Raw genomic sequence first — 19,500 nt, 5'->3', positions numbered from 1 at the left:
ACCTGGCAGGGAAAGCCCGAGGGCCCGCCCTGCCGCTGAAGGTCAGAGTGGACTTATTTGTATTCCATCGGAAAACCGATTGCAGGCACCGGCAGATCGACACCGAACCATTGCTTGAAAGACGCCGCGTAAGCCGGGAACTCGACACCCGTCATGGCTTCATGCAACGCGGTGTTGACGAAGTTCAGCCAGTCCTGGTCGCCACGCTTGACCGCGCAGGCATAGGTTTGCGGGCTCCAGGCAAAGGCAGGCGAACGGTAGCGGCCAGGGTTCTGCACCATCAGGTACTTAACCGAAGACTGATCGGTGGCCGCTGTATCGGCACGCCCGGAGTTGATCGCCTGGTACATCAGGTCGACGCTGTCGTATTGATCGACCTTGGCCTTGGGCAGTGCCTGATGCACCAGTTCCTCGGCATACACGTTTTGCAGTACGGCCACGGTCACATCGTCACCTGCTGCCTTCAGGTCATCGATTTCCTTGTACTTGCTATTGGCAGGCAACAGCAGCGCCACACCCTCGCGGTAGTACGGCAGGGTGAATGCCACCTGCTGCGCGCGGCTGGCAGTAACGGTGATGAACTGGCAGCTGATGTCGACCTTGTCGGTCAGCAGGTTGGGGATACGTGCATCCGAGGACTGCACGACAAACTCCACCTTGCTCGGGTCATTGAACAGGCCCTTGGCAATGATTCTGCCAATGTCGATATCGAAGCCCTGCAACTTGCCGTCTGCGCCCTGGAAGTGCCACGGAGCATTGGTACTGCCCGTCCCTACCACCAGATTGCCACGTTTCAATACTGCATCCAGCTTGCTGCCTTCGGCTGCCTGCACCGTATTGGCCAGCATGAATGAGGCTGAAAGAACAAAGGCACAAGCTTTCACAAAGGAAGGTCCGCGATGCATGACTTAAACTCCGCCGAAGTATTCATTATTCCGCTATAGCGGATACAGGTATGTAACAACGGAATAGACAGCAGAAAGTGTGCCATAGAGGACGTACGGAGGACACCCCATAAAAAAGTCGAAACAAATCAACAGACTGGAATTTGGGCTTGAAGCGGGACAGCGGGGACGAAGCCCGCAGGTAACGCTACCGATTGTCACATTTGAGTGGTACGGCCCCACTCTTGTGCGCATGCGCTGTTATCGGGCGTGGAGTATCAACGTAAATCAGCCAGAAGCACGGGCACAAAGAGCGTCCAGAACGGCGCTCCCACGCTGGCGTGGGAACGAGAGGTGTCGAATGGGGAAGAGACTCAAAGACAGGTAGCAATGGCCGCAGAGCGCAACGCGGCCTGAGCATCGCCTTGCGGGGCATAGAATTCAACGGCTGTGGTCGGGCCTTTGCCGCGCACGTCGGCGAAGTAGGTCGATTCAGTGGTAAACACGGTGAAGCCCCCACCGGACAGGTCATGCAGGAACACGTCAGTAGACGTGCCGAACATGGCTTCGTTCTGCCAGGTCACCTGAATGCACTGGGCAACGGCAGCATCCTGCTTGGCGCTCGACAGGACCTTGTAGGGTCCTGCGGCACGTGCAGAACTGGAAGGCGCTGCACACCCAGTCAATACGGTTGCCGCAATCACCGCCGCGCTTGTCAGAAACAGAAACTTCATGTCATGCCTTCGCTGATAAAAAGTCGATTCTAGCACTGCACCGCGCTATCAACCTTCAGCCAATTGCTCTTCGTATTCCTTCACGTATTCGCCGGCCAGACTCTGTTTCTGCTTTTCGTCGAGCAATTTGCCCGCCATCTGGAAGAACTTCTGCTCTTCTTCCTTCAGGTGGTGATGCACTTTTTCCGACAGCTTTTTCGCAGTGGCCAGCCAGGCTGGACTGGACATTTCGGTTTCATCGAGCTCTTCCATCATCTCGTCCATCTCGTGATGCTCGGAAATGGCGTGACGGCTCAGGTCCACGCCATTGTCGTGGGCCATCAGAGGGATGTAGAAAAACCGTTCTTCGGCCGTTTCGTGGGCCTGCAGTTCTTCCTTGAGCTGTTTGTAGGCCTTCTCGCGTTCGGCGCTGTCGCCGCTAGTCTGGATCAGGGCATCAGCGTAGCTGCGTTGACGATCATGGCTTTCGCGCAGGGCTTCGAAAATATTCAAGGTCATGTCTCCAGGTCGGCTTCCGGGAGCTGGAAGCATCGTGGACTAGACCCCTGGCGAAGATCAGCAGTTCCAACAAATACTGGCAAATGCCTATCGCGCAATAGCGGCAGACTCAAGCCAGTTCGAAAACCACCTCCTGAGCGCCTTCCCACAGTGTCTTCACGCCCAGTTTGCGCAGGTTTTCCTTGCCCTGGGTAATGGTCAGGAAATGGTTGCCCGCCAACTGCCCCATCTTGCTGGCGAAACAGCACGAGCCGTAGGCAAGGATAATCTCGGTTTCGCTGTAACCGCCCGGGTAGAAAAGAATGTCGCCCACCGAAGGATGGCTGGTTGCGTTCTCGAAGCCGATCAATGTGTCATCCAGCTTCAGTTGATAATCATCCAGCGGCACCCAGCAACCCTCGCCGCTCCAGCGCACATGGATGAATTTCTGCCGATAAGGCAGCAGCTTGAGAAACGCTTCCACCGTTTGCGGCGCATCCGGATGGGCTTCGGCGAGAAACTCATATCCGCCCGCGGTAATTTTGATGGTGGTCACTTCGACGACTCCTTAACAGGCAACAAGACTCACAATGGTGCCCAAGGATAAACGCGAGCCCGACAAACCGTCACGGAGTTCCGTTGCGCCCGTACAGAAGGTAGCCGGAACGGTGGCTCAGGCGTTCGTAATACGCATTGACGGCGGGCAGGTCGGGATGCTCGAGAGGCGTCTCGAACCAGCGATTGACTGAAAGACCGATGGGGATGTCCGCCAGGGTAAAACGCTCGCCGCAGACATAGGTGCCGGTCTTTTCCAGTTGCCTGTCGAGTATCTGCATGTGCCTGGTCCATTGAGCACAGGACACGGCTATGGCTGCAGGGTCCTGGTGCTCGGTCGAACGTCGTACCAGTGACATGAAGGCATAACTCCATGATCGGTTCAGATCCGAGCCTTGCCAGTCGATCCACTGATCGGTGTGCGCCCTGGCGCGTGGATCCAGCGGGTAAACAGGGTCGCCAGCATAACGGTTGGCCAGATAGCGAACGATGCTGTTGGACTCCCAAAGCACGAAGTCATCATCCACGATAACCGGCACCATGGCATTCGGGTTGAGCGCGACGAACGCCTCGGTGTCGGCAGGCTTGAAGTCTGACCCCCAGTCTTCCTGAGTGAAGGGTATCTTCAGCTCCTCACACGTCCAGAGTACTTTTCGTACGTTGATCGAGGAGGTCTTGCCCAGTATGCGCAGCATTCAGCGTCCTTGTTGCACAGCAACGTCGTGTCAGTCAGTAGTCATCAGCGGTTTGGCAAACAGGTGATTCTCATGTGTTTCGCCCTGAAACACATAGTGCGGCGTACCTTTCCATGCATAGCCTTGACGAGGGTAGAACGCCAAAGCGCGAGGATTGCCAACCCAGACCGTTGCCCATAATAGCGAGGCGTGACGGGTTGTTGCACGCTGCTCGGCAGCATCAAGTAACAGCCGCCCCGCTCCACGCCCCGTGAAACGCTCCTGCACATAGAGACGTTGCAACTCGGCGGCGTTCGACACACCGAGCATTGCGTGGTCGGTGCGCAACGCGACTTGAGCAAAGCCGATCAAATGCCCTTGCAACTCGGCAACGACGATGAACGTTGTCGGCTCGATGAGCTGTTGTGCGAAGTTCGCAGGCGAGAAAGCTTCCAGCGCCTCGCGGGCGATGGACTGTCGAATGCCCTGCGTTGCGTAGGTGTCGAGAAAAACCTGCATACCGAGCACCGCAAGGCACAACGCATCCGCAGAGGAAGCATCACGCAGGGTAATGGTCATTGAAGAGGGGTTAGTCATCAGGCGGTTGATTCCCGGCATCAGGCAGACAGATGGCCGAATCATACCTGACACAAGGACCGGCCCGGCAGCAGGGCCGGGCCGTCACCTCAGACGCAGCAGCTCGATATCAGCGGCCGGTCATCAGCGATTGCAGCTTGGACTGGGCTTGTTGAGCGTTCTTGCCCTGCTCGTTCAGCTCTTGCAGCAGTTTGTTGAGCTCGGTCTGGACCACAGGATCCTTGACGGTGATCGTCGAACCCGAGATATCGATCTGCGATTTGTGCGCGTCCACATAATCGGCAACCTTCAGGCCACTGGAAAAGGTGCCCTTTATCTGCGGCAGCACTTCGCGGAAGGTGTTGGCGGGTACGCTGACAGTTCGGTCGTAGGCCTTGTCGTAAACCACCTTGAGGTCTTCAGGCTGCTTGAGTTTCGCGCGTGCGGCGTCTGCCTTGCCCTGCTCGACGGTCAGCTTTTCGCCCACTTCATCAAGGCCCGTCTGCACAGCAGCCAGGTCAGCGCGTCGTTGAATGACATCGCTGACCGAATGAAAAGAGCCTTTCTGCATCAAGCCGGCGAGCGGCTGTACAGCAGAGTCCATGCCTGCGCCGAAGTCGGAGATGACCGCATAGTGCGAGGTGTAGTCACCAAAGGTTTTCTTCTCCTCATCCGTCAGCTTGGGCACATGTACGCCCGGCTTGTCGACAATTCGGATTTGCAGGAACTGAGTGAACGCAGTGCGCTGCTCGGGCTCCTTGTCTCCGCAGCCAGCCAGGAACAGGGGTAAAGCGACAGCCAGCAGCAAAGCTGGACGGAAAAGGGACTTCATGTCAGTAACCTCCGGGATCATAAGAATGCACGCTCACAGGCCACGCCTGCTGAACACGAGCGTGCTTATAGTCTCGTCATCGCCTCATCTAGTTCCGCGACGGCACTGAAGATACTTGTCGCAATGCCATATATTGGCAAAGCCAGCACTAAAACCCACTGGTTTGGCGCAGCAAAACCGGGCGTCTGCGCCAAACCGTGCATGGGTCCGACCGGAACAAGGCCCTGCCTGAAAACCGCTCCAAGAAAGTTCCTTAACATTTCTTCATGAGATGAAACGTTTCAGCCGCTACTCTTCAACGGACCGACAAAGTGACAACAGGAGTCAATCACTATGTTTGCACACGAAGGGCTGGGTCTGATCCTTATCTCCATCGTCTTTCTGCTTGGAGCGATTGCGATGTTCATTCACCCTTTCCACGCGCTGGGAAGCTGGTTCAGGAGGAAGAAGCAGGAAAGGAAATCCGACTAACCGTCAACACGCACCAGAAATGGCAGGCCTGGTCATCACCGGGCCTTGCAGAAAAACCTCATATGACCGCCTTCGTCCAGCTTGGCCCCGCGCAAATCTATCATCCTGACAGCTATTTGGAGCTCGTCTTTCCTCTCGCACATTGAATTGCCATCAAGTAGTGGCCAATAAGTATTAAAACAATATCACCCCTCCAACCTTACATCCGAAAACCCTCCAGTGAATAGCGCATTTCGGTAATCAGCGCCCTTGCTATGTAGCCAGTTGTTTCCAGTGTGATACTCTTTTTAGACACTTTGATATTGAATTAATGGCCACCAGCCGATAATGTCGCGCGCATAACGCCCTAACTAATTTGCCACTAGTGCTTACAAGGTTGTCATGACTAGTCAATCAATTAATTCGACGCGCTACGTACGCAATGCTGTTGACGAGCGCACGCCTGCACCGACGCGTGTGCTTGATTTCAGCCAATGCAAGGGCACTAAAAAAGGGCCGGTTTTCCTGATTGGCTCTGGGAAATCAGCAAAGGACTTCCCTATCGAAGAGTTCTCGCATATCCCCATGATTACCATGAACGGCGCGTTCTCGATGTTCGCAGGCACGAACATAAAGCCGTTGTTCTACGTCTGCTCCGACAGGGATTTTCCCAACCAGCAGCCTGAGCTGTTCGCCGCCGCCATGCGCTCCAGCGAAAATGTCGGCCTCTGGGAAGATCAGTTTCGCGGCGATATTCCCAGACCTTCCGGACGCGCTTATGCACTGAAGAAATCGCCCAGAGTGTCGAGGGTGGCGGCACTGTGCTCGCGGGAGGATGCACTGGTCAGAAAACTCTCGTTATGGAGTAGCAGAAACCGGGATATCGGTTTCAGCAAGGATCTGGAATTTGGTTTTTTCGACGCCCGAACTGTCATGTATCTGGCGCTGCAACTGTCTTATCACCTTGGTTTCGACAATGTCTTTCTGGTCGGTTTCGATATGAATCAGTCCGTGGGCCGATTCTATGAATCCTCCAGCGACAATTGCTCACCTTGCGGTCTGGACCAGCATTACGAGTCCAGAATTCTTCCATCACTTGAGCTGATGTCGAAACAGGTCGTCGGGAGCGACTTCCAGGTATTCAATGTCTCCGACAGCTCGCGTGTGCCGCACGAAGTCATTCCCAAGTTGAGCCTTGATGAAGTTCGCCATAAAGTCAGTTGCGCACTTCAACGATAGTATTCAGCCGTCACAGAGTGCTGACAGCAACGCAGCCTGCTTGTCTTGGGCGTCCGCAGTTGCACGCAGCGAAGGGCGCTGAAGCAGGCGCCAACCCTGCCCCGACCCGTTAAACTCGGCAATCCCCTGCCGCCCACCATGTCACTGCCGCCCGACCTATGCGACAATGCGCGCCAATGTCTGGCGTGAACCCCCACATTCATATCCCGGCAACGCAGTCGTGGCAGGCTGCCGTTGCTGTAGACGTATGCCCGTTGGGTCAGCTCATGCTCGGACGGAGCGGACTGAACAGCTTCGGTGGGGTCCTGAGCACCACACCCGCTGACGCCAGCGCTCCCCCGGTTATTGCCCACGTTATTGATAGGTAAAGTAATTGATCTCCACAGCTAACATCACGATGCAGTTCGGCCCCAAACCCTTGTTCGAGAATGTCTCGGTCAAGTTTGGCGCTGGTAACCGTTATGGCCTGATTGGCGCGAACGGCTGCGGCAAGTCCACGTTCATGAAAATCCTCGGTGGCGACCTCGAGCCTTCGGGTGGGCAGGTGATGCTGGAGCCGAACGTGCGTCTGGGTAAACTGCGCCAGGATCAGTTCGCCTATGAAGAGTTCACGGTGCTCGACACCGTGATCATGGGTCACGAAGAGCTGTGGAAGGTCAAGGCCGAGCGCGACCGCATCTATTCGCTGCCGGAAATGAGTGAAGACGACGGCATGGCCGTTGCCGAGCTGGAAACCGAGTTTGCCGAAATGGACGGCTACACCGCCGAATCCCGCGCCGGTGAACTGCTGTTGGGTCTGGGTATCGGCATCGAACAGCACAACGGTCCGATGAGCGAAGTTTCGCCGGGCTGGAAGCTGCGCGTTCTGCTGGCACAGGCACTGTTCTCCGATCCGGAAGTGCTGCTGCTCGACGAACCGACCAACCACCTGGACATCAACACCATTCGCTGGCTGGAAAACATCCTGACCCAGCGTAACAGCCTGATGATCATCATCTCCCACGACCGTCACTTCCTGAACAGCGTGTGCACACACATGGCCGACCTGGATTACGGCGAGTTGCGTCTGTTCCCGGGCAACTATGACGAGTACATGACCGTGGCGACCCAGTCCCGCGAGCAGTTGCTGTCCGACAACGCCAAGAAGAAAGCGCAGATTTCCGAACTGCAATCGTTCGTCAGCCGCTTCTCGGCCAACGCCTCGAAAGCCAAGCAGGCCACGTCCCGAGCCAAGGCGATCGACAAGATCCAGCTGGCCGAGGTCAAGCCCTCCAGCCGTGTCAGCCCTTTCATTCGTTTCGAGCAGACCAAGAAGCTGCACCGCCAGGCGGTCATCGTCGATCGCATGGCCAAAGGCTTCGACGGCAAGACCCTGTTCAAGGACTTCAGCTTCCAGGTCGAAGCCGGCGAGCGTGTGGCCATCATCGGCCCGAACGGCATCGGCAAGACCACTCTGCTGCGCACCCTGGTCAACGAGTTGCAACCAGACGCAGGCACGGTCAAGTGGACCGACGCAGCGGAAATCGGCTATTACGCTCAGGACCATGCTCACGATTTCGAGGATGACTCCACCCTGTTCGACTGGATGGGTCAGTGGACTCAAGGCGGCGAGCAACTGGTACGTGGCACCCTGGGCCGCATGCTGTTCTCCAACGACGAGATCCTCAAGTCGGTGAAGGTGATTTCCGGTGGTGAACAGGGCCGCATGCTGTTCGGCAAGCTGATCCTGCAAAAGCCCAACGTGCTGGTGATGGACGAACCGACCAACCACCTGGACATGGAATCCATCGAGTCGCTGAACCTGGCGCTGGAAAACTATCCAGGCACACTGATTTTCGTCAGTCACGACCGCGAGTTCGTGTCCTCGCTGGCAACCCGCATCATCGAACTCAGCCCAAGTGGCGTGGTCGATTTCAGCGGCACCTATGACGACTACCTGCGTAGCCAGGGCGTTACGTTCTAAGCCTGTCAGCCCGCAATAGTAAAAAGCCCTGTCATATGACAGGGCTTTTTAGTTTCAGAGCACTTACTCGCTTGGCTGGCTGAGCATTTCAATCCACAGCGCACCCTTGCCCGAGGGCGCTTCGCCGACCCGTTGCAAGGCACCCTTCTCGCCTATGGCGTAACTGCCCACCTTGTCGCTTTTCTCGCCACTCACCAGCAACCAGCGCCCATTGGGTGAAACAGCGATGTTGCGCGGCTGCTTTTCCTGAACGGGGTAATTGTCAACGAACGCCACCTTGCCATTGGTGGGCTCAACCTTGAACACCGACACGCTGCTGCTGGTGCGCTCACTGATGAACAGCCATTTGCCGTTCGGCGCGAGGCGAATATCCGCGGCCCAGATGCGCGGCGTCGGATCATCCTTGAGGTCGTTGTTGCGCGCATCGCGAGCCTGTCCCGGCGCCAGATTCAAGCGTTTGGGAATACCGTCTGCCTGACTGGTCTGCTTCAACGCACCGGTTTTCTGATTGATCGCGAAGGCCGTGACGGTGCCACTCATTTCACCGACGACATACAGAAACTTGCCGTCGGACGAAAAGGTCAGGTGGCGCGGGCCGGTATTCTCGGGAACGGCGACATAGCCCTCGCCGATGGGGACAAGCTTGCCGTCCTTGGGCTCCAGGCGGTATTGCAGCACACGATCGACGCCCAGGTTACCGGCGTACACAAACCGGTTGCTCGGATCGGTGCGCACCGAATGTGCGTGCATGCCGGTCTTGTAAGTCTGAATGCTGTCGCTCGGGCGGTGCTGCGCATCGATGGGCTGGACGCTGAGCAAGTCGGCGCCATATGACGCACCAAACAGAAAGCGTCCGCTACGATCGGTAGACAGGTACGCCAGACTCTCGGCCAGCGGCGCCTGGCTCAGCGGTTTGAGGTGTCCGGTGCCAGGCTCGATGCTGAAACTCAGCACTTGATACGGCTTGGCGCGCAACGCCGCAAATAACGCTTTGCCATCCGGCGTGATGGCCATCGGATTGACCTGGTCACCCGCCCTGGTTTGCTCGACCAGGCTGAGCGCCCCGCTCTTTTCATCCAGACGGTATTGAGAAATCAGCCCATCGGTGGGGCTGGAAATGTAAGCGAAGGTGGTCGCCTGGGCACTCAGGCCTAATGAACAACCGACTGCAGCGGCCAGCAACAGAATATTTTTCATGACGAGCCTTTTTATTATTGTGATGTGATCAGTCATCCTATGACCATATCCTCACAACGGCAACTGTCTGATAAGCAGCCGCATAATACCGTTAGCCTGCTTTCATTTATCCAAGACGCACGCCATGATGAGGCACTCCCACCGCCCGCCAGCGAAGAGCCCAATGCCTGCCGCACACCCCGGATCCATGACGATCACCCTGCAGATCGTCTCCATCGTTTTCTACACGTTCATCGCCTTCCTGTGCATCGGCCTGCCTATCGCGGTATTACCCGGCTATGTTCATGACCAGTTGGGTTTCAGCCCGCTGATTGCCGGTCTGGCCATCGCCTCGCAGTACCTCGCCACCCTGCTCAGCCGACCTTTCGCCGGCCGTGCCACAGATACCCTGGGCAGCAAGCGCTCTATCGTGTTCGGGCTCTGGGGCATCGTCATCAGTGGCAGCATGACCTTGCTGGCCACACTGCTGCACGACTTTGCCACGCTGAGCCTGTCGATTCTCATCGTCGCGCGGCTGTTCCTCGGTGTCTCTCAGGGGCTTATCGGGGTCGGCACCATCAGTTGGTGCATCGGCAAAATCGGCCCGGAGCATACTGCACGCTCAATCTCGTGGAATGGCATCGCCTCCTATGGGGCGATCGCCATTGGTGCACCGCTGGGCGTAGTGGTCATCGATGGCATTGGCTTCAACAGCCTGGGTATTGCCATGATGGTAATGGCCGGGCTGGCACTGAGGCTGATTCGCGACAAGCCGTCGGTGCCCATCATTGTCGGTGAGCGCCTGCCCTACTGGTCGGTGTTTGGCCGGATCGCACCCTACGGTCTGGGGCTGACCCTATCGTCGATCGGCTATGGCACGCTGACCACCTTCATCACCCTGTTCTACCTGGATCGTGGCTGGGAAGGCGCGGCCTATTGCCTGAGCATGTTCGGTGTGTGCTTTATCCTCGCCCGCCTGCTGTTCATCGGCGCGATCAATCGGCTGGGCGGCTATAACGCGGCCATCCTGTGCATGGCGGTAGAAATCTGTGGACTGCTGATGCTCTGGCTTTCTCCGAGCAGCGGCGTTGCCCTTGCAGGGGCCGGACTGACCGGCGTGGGGCTGTCGCTGGTCTACCCGGCGCTCGGCGTAGAGGCTATCAAGAGCGTGCCCACCCCTAGCCGCGGCGCCGGCCTGAGCGCCTACGCGGTATTCTTCGACCTGGCACTGGCAATCGCAGGGCCGGCAATGGGCGCAATTGCCTTGGGCCAGGGCTATGACTGGATATTTTTCTATGCAGCCCTGCTATCGGTGTGCGCGCTGGCCCTGACAATCTGGTTGTCGCGGCACGCCGCTCAAGCGCAATGATCGGCCGCAACAGTACCTTTGCGGCATAAGCTTTTCGCTTGTAGTTCCAATAGTTAGTAGATAAAGCTTAAATCCCGCCGTCGGTCGGTCAACTTCTTGACGCATTCAGCAACGACTTCTTGACTTGATAGTGCGAGCCTCGAAACAGGCTTGCAAAGTGTTCGTCGCCCACCTGGGTGAGACGCCGCTTTGCGTAGCAGTCTGGCGCCTCGATCCCTCTCGATTGCCTCCCTGCTGCCAGCCTGGACGGGAGTGCTGTCATGAAAATCCGTTGTGTCCATTTTTATCAGACCTGCAACGTGCTGCCGGTGGTGATACTGGCAATTATCCCTTCCTGGGCCGAAGGCGCCTGCAGCCTTTCCTCCTTTCCATCGGCGGGTACTCAGGTCTGTGACGGCGGTGGCAGCGGGCCGTTTAGCGCGCTCAACGGCGACCACGTGCTGATCTTCCCGCTGGGCGGAACGGGCACCGTGTCCGGCAATGTCCTGTTCGGTCCGGGAATGGATCGCGTGGACATGCAGTCGGGGCGCATTCTGGGCAACGTAATCCAAGGGGCGGGGATTGACCGCTTCACCCTCTCTGCGGGTGAGGTCAGCGGCGATCTGAACCAAGGCGATGATCCCGACGACTTTGTCATGAGCGGCGGCACGCTGGGCGCTCTGGCCCAAGGTGATGGGCGGGATACCTTCCTCATGACCGGCGGCACCCTCACCCGCGCGTTCGAGGATGGCGACGTTGCAGTGATGACCGGGGGCAGCATCGGTCGCGTGGACATGAAGCTGGACAACAATGTATTCGAGATGTCCGGTAGCACCATCATCAACAATCTGGTCACCGGCTTTGGCCGGGACACGATTACCTTGTCGGGCGGCATTGTTGGCGGCAATGTCAGCGTCAGTGGCGGTGACGACCTGGTCACCCTCAGTGGCGGCGAGATTCGTGGCGAAGTTCGCACCAGCGTTGGCAATGACAATTTCAACTGGCTGAACGGCGGTTACGCACGCAGCAACGTGTTGATGGCCGATGGCAATGATACGGCGCGCCTCTACAACCTGAGCGAATACTACCTGAGCGCCAACCCGCTGCTCGACGGCGGCCCGGGCAACGACCTGTTGACCTTCGATAACACCGTATCATCACAGCCGGGTCGCTATGCCAACTGGGAAACGGTCAACGTGAGCAACGGCTCGCAGCTGAATCTGGCCGGCACGCTGGTACTCGGCGATAGCGTGAGTGACACCGGCGTTCTGAACATCGATTCCGCCAGTACGCTGACCTCGACCTCGGGCAGCATTGCGCCGTTCAGCGCCGGTTCCCTTGCCTCACTGGAGAATGCCGGAACGCTGGACGTCAGCGATGCAGGCCGTTCGCTCACTGGCACATTGACGGTGACCGGCAATTACACCGGCCAGAACGGGCGACTGCTGTTGCTATCGGCACTGGGCGATGATGCATCCGACAGCGACCGACTGGTCGTGGCACAGGGTCGAATCAGCGGTTCTACACGCATGATCGTCAGCAACTCGGGTGGGCTGGGCGCCCTGACCCGCGGCAATGGCATCGAAGTGGTACAAGCCATCAACGGAGCAACCAGCGAAAGCAGTGCCTTTTCGTTGCAAAATCCGCTGTCTGCAGGTGCTTATCAGTATTACCTGTTCAAGGGCGGCGCGACTGCCGGCTCTGAGAACAGCTGGTTCCTGCGCTCCGCGGTGATTGCCCCGCCAACGCCAGCTCCTGCTCCTGCCGAGCCCACCCCAGAACCTGCGCAGCCAACCCCACTGCCAACACCTGTTCCTGTTCCCGAGCCTACACCTACACCTACACCTACACCTACACCGCAGCCTGAGCCTGCTCCCGAACCTGCACCCACACCACTACCTGTACCTGACCCTCCCCCAAACCCTGCACCCGAGCCCGAGCCGAACAGCCCACCCCCTGTCACGCCAGCAGTCACGCTGCCAGTCCCCGCGATAGGAACCCCGCCACTGCCTGAACCCGTTCGCGGAGCCGCGCCCATCGCGCTGTACCGGCCCGAGGTCGCCAACTACTCCGTGGTGGCTCCTGCCGCTGCGGTCCTGGCCCTGAGCTCACTGGGCACCTTTCATGAACGTCAGGGGGATCAAGCCCTGCTGACGCAAAACGGCACGACGCCAGCGGGTTGGGCGCGCGTGTTCGGCAGCGACTTCAGGCAACGCTGGTCGGGAGACGTGAGCCCTGGCCTGGACGCTTCATTCAAGGGTTATCAGATAGGCCATGCCCTGTATGTTTGGCAACAGGACAGCGGGCAGACTCAGCACGCCGGCCTGTTCGTCGCGCATAACCGTCTGGACGGCAAGGTGAAGGGTTTTGCAGAAGGTTTCAGCGACTACCGGACAGGGCATCTGAAACTGCAGGGCGAGAGCCTGGGCGCCTACTGGACGCTGACCACACCGAATGGCGGATACGTCGACGCAGTGGCGATGGGCACACGCCTGGATGGCCGCAGCCGCTCTGTCAGGGGCATCGGTGTCGACACTGAAGGCCACGTCATGAGCCTGTCTGTCGAGACAGGTTATCCGCTGCCGCTCTCACAGCGCTGGGTTGCAGAGCCCCAGTTACAGATCATCTACCAAAGCGTAGACCTGCAGGATCAGGATGACGGCATTGCCCATCTCGGGTTCGACAGTCAGGCGTACACCACAGGGCGCATCGGCGTGCGTTTCAAGGGACACTATCAAGTGAGCAGCGTACCGATAGAGCCTTATCTGCGCGCCAACCTCTGGCACACCAAAGACGGCCATGACACGCTGACCTTCGATCACGCAGAGCAGATAAGAACCGCGCATCGGTCAACGACGGGCAGTATTGGCGCAGGGATGGTAGCGATATTGAGCAGCAACGCCAGTCTGCACTTGAGCGCTGATTATCTGGGCGATCTGGGCGAGCATGGAGCGGAGGGAGTGAACACCAGCCTGGGGTTCAGGCTGGTGTGGTAGCACGACCGTCAGCGCGGGGACGCGACTTGGTCAGTCTTTCTTCGGTTTGAGGATGAGCACCGCGAGTGGTGGCAGATTCAGCACCAGCGAATCCTCCATCCCATGCGCCGGCTCGGCTTCAGTCATGACCTCGCCACCATTGCCAAAGTTGGAGCCTGCATAGGTTTCCGCGTCACTGTTCAGCAACTCCGTCCATGCACCTCGCATCGGTGCGCCAAGGCGGTAGTCCATGCGCGGCACCGGGGTCATGTTGGCGACCACCAGCAGCGGTTCACCCTCGTTGCTCCAGCGCAGGTACGCAAACACGCTGTTGGCACTGTCATCGCCGACCAGCCACTGGAAGCCGGCAGGGTCTGCATCGCGCTCGTGCAGCGCCTTTTCGTCTCGATAGAGGCGGTTCAGATCGCCGACCAGGTTCTTCACGCCCACGTGCTCGGCATATTGCATCAAGTACCAGTCCAGCTCCCTGTCGTGATTCCACTCGCGCCATTGGCCGAATTCGCAGCCCATGAACAGCAGCTTCTTGCCGGGGTGCGTCCACATGAAGGACAGATAAGCGCGCAGGTTGGCGAATTTCTGCCAGCGGTCACCCGGCATCTTGTCGATCAGCGAATGTTTGCCGTGTACCACTTCGTCGTGGGAAATAGGCAGTACAAAACGCTCGGACCACGCATACACCAGGCTGAAGGTCAGCATGCCATGGTGATGCCCACGGTTGATCGGGTCCTCTTCCATGTAATGCAGCGAGTCATGCATCCAGCCCATGTTCCACTTGTAATTGAAGCCAAGCCCACCCTGCTGGGTCGGCTCGCTGACACCCGGCCAGGCGGTCGACTCTTCTGCAATCACCATGGTCCCAGGGGCTTCCAGTGCAACCACGTCGTTCAAATGACGCAGGAAGTCGATGGCCTCGAGGTTTTCGCGGCCGCCGAAGCGATTCGTAACCCATTCGCCTGCATTACGCGAATAGTCGCGGTACAGCATCGACGCCACCGCATCCACGCGCAGACCGTCGATGTGGTAATGCTTGAGCCAGTGCAGTGCCGAGGCAAGCATGAAGCCATGAACCTCGGTGCGTCCCAGATTGTAGATCAGGGTGTTCCAGTCCTGATGGAAGCCCTCCTTGGGGTCGGCGTACTCGTACAGGCAAGTACCGTCGAACTGCGCCAGACCATGAGTATCGGTCGGGAAATGCGCCGGAACCCAGTCAAGAATGACGCCGATTTCAGCGCGGTGACAGGCGTCGACGAAGAAGGCGAAATCTTCCGGCGAACCGTAACGGGCAGTGGGCGCGAACTGGGCCAGCAGTTGATAGCCCCATGAACCACCGAACGGGTGCTCCATGATCGGCATCAGCTCGATGTGCGTGAAGCCAAGTTCCTTGACGTAAGGAATCAGTCGATCAGCCAGTTCACGCCAGTTGTACTGCCGCCATTGATTGTCGTCGACCTGCTCCATTTGCCAGGAGCCGGCGTGCAACTCGTAGATTGATAACGGTGCAGTGACTTCGTGACGGTCTGCCCTTGATTGCAGCCACTCCTGGTCACTCCACTCGAACTGCAACGGCGCAGAGATCTTCGACGCGGTATCGGGCGGTAGTGTGGTGGCCAGGGCCATCGGGTCGCTTTTCAGCGGCAGAATCCCGTGAGCACCGAGAATCTCGTACTTGTAGACCTCACCGGGCTGCAGACGCGGGACGAAAATCTCCCATACCCCGGTCGGGTGGCGCATGCGCATCGGATGGCGACGGCCATCCCAACTGTTGAAGCTGCCAACCACCGAAACACGACGCGCATTGGGCGCCCAGACCGCAAAACGCACACCGTCCACGCCATCGACGCTGGTGACCTGCGCGCCCAGACAGCTGCTCAGGTCGCGATGATTACCCTCGGCAAACAGGTAGAGGTCCATCTCGCCCAGCAGCGGGCCAAAGCTGTAGGGGTCCTCGGTGATCTGTTCACCACCGGCCCAGTTGATTTTCAGCAGGTAAGGCTGCGGATGCTCGAGGTGGCCGACGAAAAACCCCGGCACTTCGCTCATTTCCATCTCGCCCAGTTCGCGACCGTCATCCCTGGCCAGCAGGCGGACACTCAAGGCTGCGGGCAGATAGGCGCGGACGTACTGCCCGCTGCCGCCATCGCCATGCGGGCCGAGGATAGAGAACGGGTCACGGTGTTCAGCACGGATCAGCGCGTCGAGGTCCACAGCAGCGGGAATCGCGCGGTGGCGCGTGCCGGCTTTATCAGGCGCATTCATATTGACTCTCCATCAGACGATTGCAGCAGTCCACGCAAGCCTTGCAAGGGAACGGCCAGCCAGGCTGGACGGTTCTCGGCTTCGTAGATCACTTCATAAGCAGCTTTTTCAAGGGTGAACAGCTCGAGTGCAGCGTCCTCCCCTTTCGCATCTTTCCAGGCATGGGCAATGCCGGTGGTCGCCGAGCGATAACCCTCGATAAAGGTTTCCCGCGCTTGCGCCAGGTAGGTATCGGCCACACGTTTGCGCGCCTCGGCCGCCTCGGGCGACGTGTCGACGCTTTGCGCACTGCGTACAGCCATCGCCGCAGCGTAGTCGAAGGAGCGCAGGACACCGCTGACATCCTTGAACGGGCTGTGCTTGGCACGGCGCTCTTCAAGTGCGCGGGCCGGCTCACCCTCGAAATCGATCAGGTAGGCATCGCCTTTGACCACCAGCACTTGCCCCAGATGCAGATCGCCATGCACACGAATGCGCAGGCCACCGGCGGAGCGCTTGGCCAGGCCTTCGACGCGCTGACGGATCTGCTTGCGCTGCGCGAGCAAGTCCCTGACCAGTTGCTGATCGTCCTTCTCCAGCTCGCCCATGCGCTGTTCCAGCAATTGCAAGGCGCGCTCGAGCTGAGCGTTGACGCTGGCCCCGGAGGCCTTACTGTCCTGGCTGCTGGTGACCTCAACGGCAAAATCCGCATTGTCAGTGGGCGACGCGAGGATCTGATGCATCTCACCCAGGCGCTGACCAAGACTGCGCGAGAAGTCCGCGAGTTCGAGCAATGCGTTGTAATGCTGTTCCTGGCCGGAAACACCATGTGCCAGCTCGTCGCGTACCGCACGCTCGAGATTGTTCTGGGTCCACTCCCACGCATCGCCCTGATTGCTCAAATACCCTTGGGCGATCATCAGTAGATTGGGCTGACCGTCATTGCCGACGCGTACCAGAGAGCCCAGCAGCGGTGAAATGTTCTTGAAGCCGGCCTGGGTCAGGAACGCGCCCATTTCCAGCTCGGGATGTGTCCCGGCGCTGACTTTGCGAATCAGCTTGAGCACCAGGCTGCTGCCCACCACTACCGAACTGTTCGATTGCTCGGCAGACAGGTAGCGCACTTCCGACTCGGCGTTCAGGCCGAGGGGCGCCAGCTGTGAGCTTTGCTCGAAACGCAACTCGCCGTCGGCACAGGGTATGACCGTATCCGACTGCATGCCCTGAATCACGGCACGGATGAAGGTTTCCAGGGTGAATGCATCCGTGATCAACCCGACATCGCGGTTGCGACGTACTCGGGCCAGTGCCAGCTGCTGCGGCAATGCACTGCTGATATCGTCTTCGGCCAGCAAGCCGAACGGCAGTTGATAGCGATCGGTCTGCCCGCCGGCAGTGACTTCAATCTCGCTGAGCAGTACCGGATGCGCTTCATCGCCGAAGCGCACGGCGTAGGCAATGCTGACCTTCTCGATTGCCTTGTCCTTGCCCGCGAACCAGCGCCGTTTAGGCAGGTAAACCGCCAGCGAGGTGTTTTCCATGGTGCTGCGCAGTGGCTCTTCGAGCAACTCTTCCAGACGCTTCTTGAGCACCAGAGTCGGGAAGTCCGGCATGCTCTGCGCGGGTTCAACGTGCCAACTGGGCATTTGATTCTCCGAAGCCAGTAAAAACCAGTAAAAGCCGTACGGCGGCAGCGTCAGCAGGTAGCTTAACTGGCCGATAGGCGGGAATGCGCTGCCGCCGAGCATTTCCACCGGCACAGTGCCTGCATAGGCAGACAACTCAAGCTCTGCAGCCTGGGCGGCGCTGGAAACGTTGGCGACACACAACACCACTTCACTGTGTCCGTCAGGTGCTGTGTATTCGCGGGTATAAGCAAGAATGCGGCGGTTCGACGGCGAGAGCATTTTCAGCGTGCCACGCCCGAAGGCCTTCTGCTGTTTGCGCACGGCGAGCATGCGCCGGTTCCAGTTCAGCAGCGAATGCGGGTCACGTTCCTGGATTTCGACGTTGACCGACTGAAAGCCATACATCGGGTCCATGATCGGTGGCAACACCAGACTGGCCGGATCGGCACGCGAAAAACCGCCGTTGCGGTCGATGGACCACTGCATGGGCGTGCGCACACCGTCCCGGTCACCCAGGTAGATGTTATCGCCCATGCCGATCTCGTCGCCGTAATACAGCGTCGGTGTGCCGGGCATCGACAACAGCATGCTGTTGAGCAACTCGACCCTGCGACGATCGCGATCCACCAATGGCGCCAGCCGCCGACGGATGCCCAGGTTGATCCGTGCGCGGCGGTCGGCCGCATAGTAATTCCACAGATAGTCACGCTCACGATCGGTGACCATTTCCAGGGTCAGCTCATCGTGGTTGCGCAGGAAAATCGCCCATTGGCAGTTTTCCGGGATTTCCGGCGTCTGCCGCAAAATATCGGTGATCGGAAAACGATCTTCCTGGGCCAGGGCCATGTACATGCGTGGCATCAATGGAAAGTGAAAAGCCATATGACATTCATCGCCATCCGGGCCTTTGCTGTCGCCAAAATACAGCTGGGTGTCTTCCGGCCATTGATTGGCCTCGGCCAGCAGCATCCGGTCCGGGTAGTTCGCGTCGATCTCGGCACGAATGCGCTTGAGCACCTGATGGGTTTCCGGCAGGTTCTCGTTGTTGGTACCGTCCCGCTCGATGAGGTACGGGATGGCATCCAGACGCAAACCGTCGATGCCCAGATCCAGCCAGAAGCGCATGACTTCCAGAACCGCATCCAGCACGTGCGGATTGTCGAAATTCAGGTCCGGCTGGTGGGAGTAGAAACGGTGCCAGAAGTACTGGCCGGCAACCGGGTCCCAGGTCCAGTTGGACGTTTCGGTATCGAGAAAGATGATCCGCGTACCGTCGTACTTCTGATCAGTGTCCGACCACACATAGAAATCCCGCGCCTTGGAACCGGGCTTGGCATTGCGGGCTTTCTGGAACCATGGATGCTGGTCGGACGTGTGGTTGATGACCAGCTCGCTGATCACTCGCAGGCCGCGCTTGTGTGCCTGGGCGATGAAACGCTTGGCATCGGCCATGGTGCCGTAGTCGCTGTGCACGTCGCGGTATTCGGAAATGTCGTAGCCATCGTCCCGGCGCGGCGACGGATAGAACGGCAACAACCAGATGGTGTTGACGCCCAGCGCAGCAATGTAGTCGAGCTTTTCGATCAAGCCTGCGAAATCGCCGATTCCGTCGTTATTGGAATCAAAGAACGATTTCACGTGAACCTGATAAATCACCGCATCCTTGTACCAGAGCGGATCTTTGATAAATGTCGCGTCACCGGGCTTTTTGGCCATTATTGACTCCTCGGGAG

15 protein-coding genes are annotated in these 19,500 nt (G+C 58.5%); 5 read left to right on the top strand and 10 right to left on the bottom strand.

What is annotated here, in order from left to right; all coding sequences use genetic code 11:
• Positions 1-53: 53 nt before the first annotated feature.
• The 7 genes from V476_RS23790 to V476_RS23760 all read right to left on the bottom strand — a co-directional run bounded on the left by V476_RS23790 (position 54) and on the right by V476_RS23760 (position 4,732).
• Positions 54-905 carry a transporter substrate-binding protein gene (locus V476_RS23790; protein WP_003416527.1) on the bottom strand — a complete coding sequence of 284 codons (852 nt, stop codon included), beginning with the start codon at positions 903-905 and terminating at the stop codon, positions 54-56.
• 353 nt (positions 906-1,258) lie between these two features.
• Positions 1,259-1,618: a hypothetical protein gene (locus tag V476_RS28990; protein WP_003395591.1), complete on the bottom strand. Its 360-nt coding sequence runs from the start codon at positions 1,616-1,618 to the stop codon at positions 1,259-1,261.
• Between the two features lie 48 nt (positions 1,619-1,666).
• The gene (locus V476_RS23780) at positions 1,667-2,110 is read right to left on the bottom strand and encodes a hemerythrin domain-containing protein (RefSeq protein ID WP_003369485.1); all 444 of its coding nucleotides are present in this window, start codon (positions 2,108-2,110) and stop codon (positions 1,667-1,669) included.
• A 115-nt stretch (positions 2,111-2,225) separates the two neighbouring features.
• The gene (locus tag V476_RS23775; protein WP_003420688.1) at positions 2,226-2,651 is read right to left on the bottom strand and encodes a DUF3830 family protein; all 426 of its coding nucleotides are present in this window, start codon (positions 2,649-2,651) and stop codon (positions 2,226-2,228) included.
• Positions 2,652-2,721: 70 nt separating this feature from the next.
• Positions 2,722-3,345, bottom strand: coding sequence for a glutathione S-transferase family protein (locus V476_RS23770; protein WP_024662076.1), 624 nt, complete (start codon positions 3,343-3,345; stop codon positions 2,722-2,724).
• Between the two features lie 30 nt (positions 3,346-3,375).
• Positions 3,376-3,921 (bottom strand): GNAT family N-acetyltransferase, encoded by a 546-nt coding sequence (locus V476_RS23765; protein WP_024960867.1) that lies wholly within the window; start codon positions 3,919-3,921, stop codon positions 3,376-3,378.
• A gap of 109 nt (positions 3,922-4,030) precedes the next feature.
• Positions 4,031-4,732, bottom strand: a complete 702-nt coding sequence (locus tag V476_RS23760) for a DUF3053 domain-containing protein (RefSeq protein ID WP_024960866.1) — start codon at positions 4,730-4,732, stop codon at positions 4,031-4,033.
• A 333-nt stretch (positions 4,733-5,065) separates the two neighbouring features.
• Between V476_RS23760 and V476_RS28670 the strand changes: the two genes are divergently transcribed.
• The 3 genes from V476_RS28670 to V476_RS23740 all read left to right on the top strand — a co-directional run bounded on the left by V476_RS28670 (position 5,066) and on the right by V476_RS23740 (position 8,384).
• Positions 5,066-5,203 carry a hypothetical protein gene (locus V476_RS28670; RefSeq protein WP_003317629.1) on the top strand — a complete coding sequence of 46 codons (138 nt, stop codon included), beginning with the start codon at positions 5,066-5,068 and terminating at the stop codon, positions 5,201-5,203.
• A gap of 381 nt (positions 5,204-5,584) precedes the next feature.
• Positions 5,585-6,421: an LPS biosynthesis protein gene (locus tag V476_RS23745; protein ID WP_024960864.1), complete on the top strand. Its 837-nt coding sequence runs from the start codon at positions 5,585-5,587 to the stop codon at positions 6,419-6,421.
• Between the two features lie 373 nt (positions 6,422-6,794).
• Positions 6,795-8,384 carry an ABC-F family ATPase gene (locus tag V476_RS23740; protein WP_003395611.1) on the top strand — a complete coding sequence of 530 codons (1,590 nt, stop codon included), beginning with the start codon at positions 6,795-6,797 and terminating at the stop codon, positions 8,382-8,384.
• Positions 8,385-8,447: 63 nt separating this feature from the next.
• Here V476_RS23740 and V476_RS23735 read toward each other — a convergent pair whose 3' ends face one another.
• The gene (locus tag V476_RS23735; RefSeq protein ID WP_024960863.1) at positions 8,448-9,581 is read right to left on the bottom strand and encodes a lactonase family protein; all 1,134 of its coding nucleotides are present in this window, start codon (positions 9,579-9,581) and stop codon (positions 8,448-8,450) included.
• Between the two features lie 163 nt (positions 9,582-9,744).
• Between V476_RS23735 and V476_RS23730 the strand changes: the two genes are divergently transcribed.
• Together V476_RS23730 and V476_RS23725 are read left to right on the top strand one after the other, a co-directional pair.
• The gene (locus tag V476_RS23730) at positions 9,745-10,929 is read left to right on the top strand and encodes an MFS transporter (RefSeq protein ID WP_024960862.1); all 1,185 of its coding nucleotides are present in this window, start codon (positions 9,745-9,747) and stop codon (positions 10,927-10,929) included.
• 260 nt (positions 10,930-11,189) lie between these two features.
• Entirely contained in the window at positions 11,190-13,904 is a 2,715-nt protein-coding gene (locus V476_RS23725) for an autotransporter family protein (RefSeq protein WP_080360727.1), read from the top strand.
• 30 nt (positions 13,905-13,934) lie between these two features.
• Here V476_RS23725 and glgB read toward each other — a convergent pair whose 3' ends face one another.
• Positions 13,935-16,160, bottom strand: coding sequence for a 1,4-alpha-glucan branching protein GlgB (glgB, locus tag V476_RS23720; protein ID WP_024961082.1), 2,226 nt, complete (start codon positions 16,158-16,160; stop codon positions 13,935-13,937).
• On the bottom strand, positions 16,157-19,483 hold the full coding sequence (treS, locus tag V476_RS23715) for a maltose alpha-D-glucosyltransferase (RefSeq protein ID WP_024961081.1): 3,327 nt from the start codon (positions 19,481-19,483) through the stop codon (positions 16,157-16,159). The genes glgB and treS overlap by 4 nt, the downstream gene beginning before the upstream one ends.
• Positions 19,484-19,500 lie beyond the last annotated feature (17 nt).

It is taken from the genome of Pseudomonas syringae KCTC 12500, from assembly GCF_000507185.2.
GTDB classification, from domain to species: domain Bacteria; phylum Pseudomonadota; class Gammaproteobacteria; order Pseudomonadales; family Pseudomonadaceae; genus Aquipseudomonas; species Aquipseudomonas syringae.
The sequence above is the reverse complement of the archived record's forward strand: the minus strand, read 5'-3'. Positions and strand labels throughout refer to the sequence as shown.

Coding starts and splice junctions, on each gene's coding strand:
- V476_RS23790 (WP_003416527.1), bottom strand. CDS start 905: ATGCATCGCGGACCTTCCTTTGTGAAAGCTTGTGCCTTTGTTCTTTCA.
- V476_RS28990 (WP_003395591.1), bottom strand. CDS start 1,618: ATGAAGTTTCTGTTTCTGACAAGCGCGGCGGTGATTGCGGCAACCGTA.
- V476_RS23770 (WP_024662076.1), bottom strand. CDS start 3,345: ATGCTGCGCATACTGGGCAAGACCTCCTCGATCAACGTACGAAAAGTA.
- V476_RS23765 (WP_024960867.1), bottom strand. CDS start 3,921: ATGACTAACCCCTCTTCAATGACCATTACCCTGCGTGATGCTTCCTCT.
- V476_RS23760 (WP_024960866.1), bottom strand. CDS start 4,732: ATGAAGTCCCTTTTCCGTCCAGCTTTGCTGCTGGCTGTCGCTTTACCC.
- V476_RS28670 (WP_003317629.1), top strand. CDS start 5,066: ATGTTTGCACACGAAGGGCTGGGTCTGATCCTTATCTCCATCGTCTTT.
- V476_RS23745 (WP_024960864.1), top strand. CDS start 5,585: ATGACTAGTCAATCAATTAATTCGACGCGCTACGTACGCAATGCTGTT.
- V476_RS23735 (WP_024960863.1), bottom strand. CDS start 9,581: ATGAAAAATATTCTGTTGCTGGCCGCTGCAGTCGGTTGTTCATTAGGC.
- V476_RS23730 (WP_024960862.1), top strand. CDS start 9,745: ATGCCTGCCGCACACCCCGGATCCATGACGATCACCCTGCAGATCGTC.
- V476_RS23725 (WP_080360727.1), top strand. CDS start 11,190: ATGAAAATCCGTTGTGTCCATTTTTATCAGACCTGCAACGTGCTGCCG.
- glgB (WP_024961082.1), bottom strand. CDS start 16,160: ATGAATGCGCCTGATAAAGCCGGCACGCGCCACCGCGCGATTCCCGCT.
- treS (WP_024961081.1), bottom strand. CDS start 19,483: ATGGCCAAAAAGCCCGGTGACGCGACATTTATCAAAGATCCGCTCTGG.